Consider the following 6,849-nt stretch of genomic DNA (forward strand, 5'->3'; position numbering starts at 1 on the left):
CGCCCTTGCAGAATGTTCGGACATGCCCTCGCCGCCCATCGCTCCCCGACTCCTGGAGTTATCCGCCCACGCCCTGCTGTGGAAGCGAAGCAAGCAGTGGATGCTCCAGGCGAACCGGCTGGTGCGGTGGTCCGCGACCCCCGAGCGCTGGCCGCGCCCGCTCCTGGCGCCCACGCATGAGAAGGGCGTGCTCCTCGGTTCGCACACCGTCAATCTGCAGCGCTCGGACTCGGACGCGGACCCCGTGCTCGAAGCGGGCAAGCAGCACAACGTGCGTCTGGCGGCGCCGGCCTTCGATGGCCTCCTCCTCGCTCCGGACAGGCCCCTCTCTTTCTGGCGCACGCTGGGCCGGCTGACGGAGCGCAAGGGCTACCGGCATGGGTTGGCGCTGAGCGGTGGCTGTCTCACCCCGTCCATTGGAGGCGGCATCTGCCTTCTGGCCAATGCGCTCTTCGAGTTCGCCGCACGCCAGGGCTGGCACATCCTGGAGCGCTGGGGGCACACAATGGAGGCGGTACCCCCGCCGCCAGGTGCGCTGTGGGGAATGGATGCCACGGTGGCCTGGCCCTACGTGGACCTGGTGATGGCGCCTCGTGAGGGTCCGGTGCGGCTCGGAGCCCGCGTCTCGGACGGGAAGCTGCGGCTCTCCATCCATGGGGCGGACGCTCCCCGGACACGCTCACGGTTGTGGTCCGAGGACGAGTCCCTTCTCGAGCTCCCCGAGGGAACCCTGCGCATCAACCGCGTCGTGCGCCGAGTCGAAGACATCGGTTCTGGCGCCGTGCTCGAGGAGCGCACCATCGCCGAGAACCGGCGACGCCTGTTGAACCCCGAGGCGCGGAAGCGGACGTGCCTGACGTGCGGGGAGACCGCATGCCACGCCCGCGTCGAAGTCCCACGGGTGGAGGCCCGGGCGCCATGAATCTGGTCCTCGCACCGGAGCCCGCCCCCTGGCTCTCCCACCTCGCGTCGCTGCTCACGCGCGAGGCAGAGGTGCTGGCCCCCTGGGCGCTGCCGAGACTGCCCGATTGGGGACCACTCCCCACCCGCCTGCGTCAGGCCTGGACCCGCCGGACGTTGCCGGTGCCCGAGGGCTTCCGCGTCTGGGGCCTGCCAGGATGGGGGGCCGTGGAGGCGGGGATGCGAGTCGCGGCGCGCTCGACGGCGGCGACATTCCAGGCCCGCTTCACCCTGCGCAGGCGGTGGGCGCAGGCGGCCTCGGCGCTGCTTCCGGCGTCGGTGGAGACGGTGCTCGCGCCATCGCTCGGCGCCCGGGAGGTCTTCGCGATGGCACGCCGCCGGGGCGCGCGCTGCGTGCTGGTGGAGGACCTGCCTTCCTTGAGGGCACTGCACGCGGACCTGGACGCCGCGGCCGTGAGACACCCGGAGGAGGCCTTCCTTCGCAACCACCGCGCGTCCGCGGAGGACGTCGCCCGGCAGGAGGCGGAGCGTGTCCTCGCGGATGAAATCTGGGTGCGAGGCGAGCTCGCCCTCGAGCGGCTGCGGCTGGCCGGACACGCCCCGGAGAAGCTCCGCAGGCTGCATTTTCCACCAGACCGCGAACCGCCCCAGGCGCCCCGTCTGCCCCAGCGCCACGGCCCGCACGTGGCCCTCCTCGCAGGGCCCGCTCTCGCGCGCGGCGGACTGCGAGAAGCCTTGGCGGTGCTCGACGAACGGCCTCAGTGGAACCTCTGGGTGCGCCCCGCCGAGGGCACGGACCCACGGCACCTGAACCACCCGCGAGTGCGGAAGGTGACGGCGCAGGTCCAGCGCACGCTCCAGCAGGTGGACGTGGTGCTCGCGCCAGCGTGGTGTGAGAGCCATCTGGGCGAGCTGGCGCAGGCGCGGGAGCAAGGCATCCCCATCATCGCCACGGACCGCGCCGCGGGCTTCTGGCCCTGTCGGGCGATTCCTCGCGGCGATGTGCCCGCCCTCATCGCCGAACTGGACGCGCTGACCGCGCGCTGAAGTCCACGCCTGTTGGCGCCAACCCCACGCGAAGCGCCGGCCGGGGCGGCCCTTGATGGAGCCGAGCGCGCTAGGTGTTCCGTCCCCGGCTCGCGAGGACGCGGTCAATCATCTGCTCGTGCAGCGCATGGAGCGGTTGGGCGACGTGTTCGCCCTCCAGATACGCAAGCGCACCGGCGATGGCCTCCAGCGTGGACATGCCATCCGGGTGGGGCGGGCGACGCAGGCGCCGCGAGTCCGGCGCGGGCGGTGGCAGCTTCAAGCCGGGCAGCCGCCGCAGCGCGGGGACTCGCTGCACCATGCGGCGTGCTTGTCCCCAGCTCCCATCCAGGATGATGAGCCTGCTGGGAAAGGCCGCACCGGACGCGGGCTCGTGGTGCGCGTCCGGGAACAGCAGCCACGTGTCATCGCCCTCCAGGACGGAGGCGTCGAAGGGGACGCCCGGCGAGCCATAGGAGACGATGCTGCACCGGGGAATGGCGAGCGCCGCCATGCGCGCGGTGTTGGTGGATTTGAGCGTCTCCTTGTGGTGCCGGACGATGAGCAGCTCCGTGCGAGTGGAGACGCACGGCACCTCGGCGCACAGACACAGGGCAACAGGGAGGAAACAGCGCGGGCAGCGACCCGCGAGGTCCTCGGGCGTTCGAGACCTCATTTGCCCTGGCGGTATCGCTCCATGAGGGTCCGGGCCTCGCGCAGCTTCTCCTCGACGAAGCGGTCATCCGCGTCCGGCTCGTACTCCGCGTCGGGCAGGTCGAGGTGGAAGAGGGCGGAGAGGCTGACGGGCGTCACTTCCAACCATTCGGCGGTGCGGTTGAGCGCGGCCTGACGGCGGCCCGCGAAGGTCTCCGGCCCATCTTCGGGGCCGCAGCGGCAGATGCGCGCCGAGTCACCGGACACGTCCACGTAGAGCCCCAGCACCTCCGCGTCCAGCTCCGCGGCCAGCGCGCACGTGGCCTCGCTGACGTAGGCGGCCATGGCCTGCGCCGCGGAGCGCTCCGTCAGCGAGCGGACCAGGAACACCTGCCAGCCGGCTTCGGTAATCGCGCCGGCTTCCTGGAGCGGCGCCAGCTCCGCGGGCGGCGCGTGGATGCGCGTGAGCAGCCGTCGCACGGGCACTTCCATCCGCTCGAGCCGGGCGCTCGACGCGGGACAGAAGAAGACGACGCGATACTCACGGCTGTCGGCTGCGGTTTCCATAGGCATACGGCGTCGCCAGGAACGGAGGGGAGAGTGTGTGCGGGGGCCCAAGAGGACCAAAGGACTCCCCAGACATGCAAGCGGTGATTTGGAGCCCGTGTTTCAGCGCGCCGCGGCGCGCAGCGGCACAGCCTGGAGAATGGCGCGTCGCTCGGCCGCCACCCATGCGCCCGCCACCAGCACCAGCAGGCCTCCGCCCAGGGCGACGGGCGTCAGCGTCTCCGAGAAGAAGGCCCAGCCCACCAACGACGCGGTGAGTGGCTCCAGGTACGTGAGCGCCGCCGCGGCCGCGGTGGGAACCTGCCGCAGACCGGTATGGAAGAGGATGTTTCCAATGAGGCCGCAAACGATACCGCCCACGAGCACGAGGAGCGTGCCTCCATCCACCGTGGGTGGCAGTACCCGGTCTCCGAAACAGAGCAGCAGCACGCCCGCGGAGATGGGGGCATGCAGTGATGTCACGGCCATGGGTGAATACGCCCGCGCCGCCTGTTTCGCGGCCAGGACGATGATGGCGTAGAAGCAGGCGCTGCCCGCGCCCAGCAGCGCCGTCAGCCCCGAGAAGTCACCGTCGGGCCGGCCGATGAGCAGGGCGAGGCCCACCAGCGTCACCGGGCCGCCTATCAGGGCCCGGGTGGAGCGCTCCTCGCCCAGCACCCAGGGGGCCAGCAGCGCCAGCAGCAAAGGCGCCAGGTAGTGCGTCAGCACGGCGATGGACACCGGCCCGCGCTCCATGGCGGCGAAGAAGAGGGCCGTGTTCGCCGCGTCCGCCAGCGCCACGACGAGCAGCGCGAGGGTGGCCCGGCGGTCGCGCAGGGCATCGCGCCGGAACAGGAACGGCGCCGGGAGCGACATGGCCAGGAGCACGAGGAATGCGTTCTGCGGCCCGGCGAGCCCCGCTGGACGGAAGAAGAGCGCCCAGCACCCCCAGAGGGTGGCCCCGGCCGCGACCATGGCGAAGTACCGCACCGTGTGACTCCTGGTGACTCCGGCGCGCACTCCGGCTCCGGCGGGCGCGCAGCCTACCTCAGCCAGCGGTTCGCGTATCGTCCGCGCGTTGGGCCTCGGCCTGGGCTCGCAGGCCCTCCATGTCGGGCGTGAAGGGGCGGTCGGGGACGAGGCGCGCCCGGCGGATGCGGTCCATGCGGAACATGCGCGCCGCGGCCTTCTCCACGTCCCGGGCCAGCACGTACCAGACGGGCGATTCGACCAGCAGCCCGTGCGGCTCCACGATGCGGCGGGTCGCCTTGCCGTGCCGGTCGCGGTATTCGAAGGACAGGCAGACCTGCTCGCGGAAGGCCCGCTCGAAGACGGCGAGCAGCTCCTCCGGCGGTGTTCCGACATCCGCCAGCACGCGGGCGCTCGCCGGCCGTCCCACCACCACGCGGCGGCAGAGCTCACGCATGCCCCGGGCCCGCTCCTTGGGGACGCTGGCGAAGAGCTTCTGGAGCCCCGAGCGCGTCGCGCTGCCCCAGGGCAACGTGCTGCCCGTCGCGGACAGGTTCGCGGCCAGCCAGAGCGCGACCACCTCCTCCTGCGACAGGTGGACGGCCGCCACGCCCCGGTCCCGCTCCAGCCGGACGCCACCTCCAGGGCCTGTGTCACTGCTCAGGGGAATGCCTTGTTGTCGCAGCGTCGCCAGGTCCCGGTGGACGGTGCGCGCGCTCACGTCGAGCGCCTCGGCGATCTCCGCCACCGTCGTCCCATCCCGGCCCCGCAGGAAGTCCAGCAGCCGCATCACCCGGTCGACTCGAGCCATTGCTGACAGTTTCTGTCAGGGATGGGCCGTACTCCACAAGCATCAGGTCGCGCACGACCGCGCGCTTCGAGGCGAGAGGAGGCCGTCATGATGGGTTCCAAGGGACTGCTGAATGTCGACGATGGGGGCGTGGGTGGACTGCCGGTGGTGTTCGTCCATTCGAGTGCCGGCAACACCACGCACTGGGCCGCGCAGCTGTCGCATCTGCGCACGCACCGCCGTGCCTTGGCACTGGACCTGCGTGGCCACGGGAAGTCCGAGCTGCCACGCGACGGCGGCTTCGCCGTGGAGGACTTCGCGCGGGATGTGGGGACGGTGGTGGATGGGCTGGGGCTTCAGCGCTTCGTGCTGGTGGGGCGCAGCCTGGGCGGGGCTGTCTGCGTGGCCTACGCGGGGGCGCATCCGGACCGCGTCGCGGGGTTGTTCCTCCTCGACCCGGCCTCGGATGGACGCTCGATGCCCGCGGAGCAGGCCCAGGGCTTGATGGCGGTGCTGGGGACCGAGGCCTGGAGCGCGGTGGTGGAGGAGGCCTGGGGCCCCATGTTGGCGCCGTCCCGGCCGGAGGTGCGCGAGCGGGTGCTCTCCGAGATGCGCGCCACGTCCCAAGAGGGCGTCCGGGGCGGACTGGGAGCCCTGTTGGACTTCGACCCCGTGACGCCGCTGCGGCGCTACTCGGGGCCGCGTCTGTCGATGGTGACGGCCTTCAACGAGGAACCGGGCGCATATCACCACCTGGTGCCGGAGCTGCCGCACGCGAAGGTGGAGGGCACGGGGCACTGGGTGCAGCTCGACGCGCCGGACGAGGTGAATCGGCTGCTGGACGGCTTTCTCGCCACGGTGCGCTGAGCGCGCGCGTTCGCCGCGCGTGTTATCTACGGCCCGTGCCCCGGCCCAAGCTGCACAGCGACGAAGCCATCCTCGACGCCGCCATGTCCGTGTTGCTTCGGAGCGGGCCGGCCGCATTCACGCTGAATGACGTGGCCGTCGCGGTGGGCATGTCCCGCGCGGCGCTCATCCAGCGCTTCAAGAACAAGGAGCACCTCTACTTCCGGCTCATGGAGCGGACCGCCGAGCAGAAGCGCGAGTACTTCGCCGGTCTGCCCGTGGAAGTCGGAGCTCAGGGCCTCTGGCGTTTCCTGAAGACGCTGGTCTCGGTGATGGGGGAGGGCGAGGCGCTCGACGCACACCTGCTCCTGGCCTGGGAGGACGTGAGAGACCCCACGTTGAGGCGGATGGCGCATGAGCGGAATCTGCTCGTGCGCGACGCCATCGCCGTCCGGCTTCCGCCCTGCGTCGACCGGGGCGCGGTGTCCGCCTTGCTTCAAGACGTCATCGCGGGTGCGACGATGCAGTGGTTGGTGGAGCGGACACCACCGTTGACGGAGTACGTCCTCGCTCGCTTGCGCACGTTGCTCGGGTGCGTGTTTCCACGAGAGTCCTTCGACTGAAGGTTGTGTCGCTTGGAGGGGCGCCCAACAGGGGCGGGTTGAATATAACCGACGCGTCGGTTATTAATCCCTCGTCCACGCCAGTTCCTGGCGTCGAAAGGGGTCCCTGGATGTCTGAGCGCATCATCGGCGGTCTCAACCGGTGAACGCACCAGTCAGGATGCGCTGAAGGCGAGCGCATCCGGGAGAGGTGCCCGGTGGAGAGTCGAGGCAAGCTCGGCAGGATGAGTGGAGAGGACTGGCTGGAGGTGCAGCGTGCGGTGGCCGCCGGGCAGACGCAGGAGGCGGCAGCGCGGGCGGTCGGGGTGAATGAGCGCACGCTGCAGCGCCTGTTGAGGCGTGCGGGCGGCATCCGGCGGCCGCCGCGCGTGCGCTCTGCCTTGCGTTTGAGCGTGGCCGAGCGCGAGGAGGTGTCTCGTGGCGTGCAGGCGGAAGAGTCCATGCGCGCCATCGCGCGGCGGCTGGGGCGCGCCC

At 71.1% G+C, this 6,849-nt stretch carries 9 protein-coding genes; 5 read left to right on the forward strand and 4 right to left on the reverse strand.

Going from position 1 to position 6,849, the window contains the following annotated elements; all coding sequences use genetic code 11:
- The first annotated feature begins 22 nt into the window (after positions 1-22).
- Together BLU09_RS37260 and BLU09_RS37265 are read left to right on the forward strand one after the other, a co-directional pair.
- Entirely contained in the window at positions 23-922 is a 900-nt protein-coding gene (locus BLU09_RS37260; protein WP_244172396.1) for a VanW family protein, read from the forward strand.
- Positions 919-1,968, forward strand: a complete 1,050-nt coding sequence (locus tag BLU09_RS37265) for a hypothetical protein (RefSeq protein WP_090495902.1) — start codon at positions 919-921, stop codon at positions 1,966-1,968. The genes BLU09_RS37260 and BLU09_RS37265 overlap by 4 nt, the downstream gene beginning before the upstream one ends.
- A 70-nt stretch (positions 1,969-2,038) precedes the next feature.
- On the opposite strand, the gene BLU09_RS37270 is transcribed toward BLU09_RS37265, so the two are convergent.
- From BLU09_RS37270 to BLU09_RS37285, 4 genes are all read right to left on the reverse strand, one after another.
- Entirely contained in the window at positions 2,039-2,623 is a 585-nt protein-coding gene (locus BLU09_RS37270) for a tRNA-uridine aminocarboxypropyltransferase (RefSeq protein ID WP_090495903.1), read from the reverse strand.
- Positions 2,620-3,168, reverse strand: coding sequence for a hypothetical protein (locus tag BLU09_RS37275; protein ID WP_090495904.1), 549 nt, complete (start codon positions 3,166-3,168; stop codon positions 2,620-2,622). The genes BLU09_RS37270 and BLU09_RS37275 overlap by 4 nt, the downstream gene beginning before the upstream one ends.
- A gap of 102 nt (positions 3,169-3,270) precedes the next feature.
- Positions 3,271-4,137 (reverse strand): DMT family transporter, encoded by an 867-nt coding sequence (locus tag BLU09_RS37280; RefSeq protein WP_186818025.1) that lies wholly within the window; start codon positions 4,135-4,137, stop codon positions 3,271-3,273.
- Positions 4,138-4,195: 58 nt separating this feature from the next.
- Positions 4,196-4,927, reverse strand: coding sequence for a helix-turn-helix transcriptional regulator (locus BLU09_RS37285; RefSeq protein ID WP_090495906.1), 732 nt, complete (start codon positions 4,925-4,927; stop codon positions 4,196-4,198).
- A gap of 87 nt (positions 4,928-5,014) precedes the next feature.
- Here BLU09_RS37285 and BLU09_RS37290 point away from each other — a divergent pair, with 87 nt between their 5' ends.
- From BLU09_RS37290 to BLU09_RS37300, 3 genes are all read left to right on the forward strand, one after another.
- Positions 5,015-5,773: an alpha/beta fold hydrolase gene (locus tag BLU09_RS37290; protein WP_090495907.1), complete on the forward strand. Its 759-nt coding sequence runs from the start codon at positions 5,015-5,017 to the stop codon at positions 5,771-5,773.
- A gap of 35 nt (positions 5,774-5,808) precedes the next feature.
- Positions 5,809-6,375 (forward strand): TetR/AcrR family transcriptional regulator, encoded by a 567-nt coding sequence (locus BLU09_RS37295; protein WP_090495908.1) that lies wholly within the window; start codon positions 5,809-5,811, stop codon positions 6,373-6,375.
- Positions 6,376-6,599: 224 nt separating this feature from the next.
- A partial coding sequence (locus BLU09_RS37300) for a helix-turn-helix domain-containing protein (RefSeq protein WP_143043271.1) occupies positions 6,600-6,849 on the forward strand: 250 nt, incomplete at its 3' end.

Origin of the sequence: Myxococcus virescens (assembly GCF_900101905.1) — a bacterium.
In the GTDB taxonomy this organism is placed as follows: Bacteria; Myxococcota; Myxococcia; order Myxococcales; family Myxococcaceae; genus Myxococcus; species Myxococcus virescens.

Excerpts from the sequence above, each read along its gene's own strand:
- BLU09_RS37260 (WP_244172396.1), top strand. The coding sequence starts at position 23 with ATGCCCTCGCCGCCCATCGCTCCCCGACTCCTGGAGTTATCCGCCCAC.
- BLU09_RS37265 (WP_090495902.1), top strand. The coding sequence starts at position 919 with ATGAATCTGGTCCTCGCACCGGAGCCCGCCCCCTGGCTCTCCCACCTC.
- BLU09_RS37270 (WP_090495903.1), bottom strand. The coding sequence starts at position 2,623 with ATGAGGTCTCGAACGCCCGAGGACCTCGCGGGTCGCTGCCCGCGCTGT.
- BLU09_RS37275 (WP_090495904.1), bottom strand. The coding sequence starts at position 3,168 with ATGGAAACCGCAGCCGACAGCCGTGAGTATCGCGTCGTCTTCTTCTGT.
- BLU09_RS37285 (WP_090495906.1), bottom strand. The coding sequence starts at position 4,927 with ATGGCTCGAGTCGACCGGGTGATGCGGCTGCTGGACTTCCTGCGGGGC.
- BLU09_RS37290 (WP_090495907.1), top strand. The coding sequence starts at position 5,015 with ATGATGGGTTCCAAGGGACTGCTGAATGTCGACGATGGGGGCGTGGGT.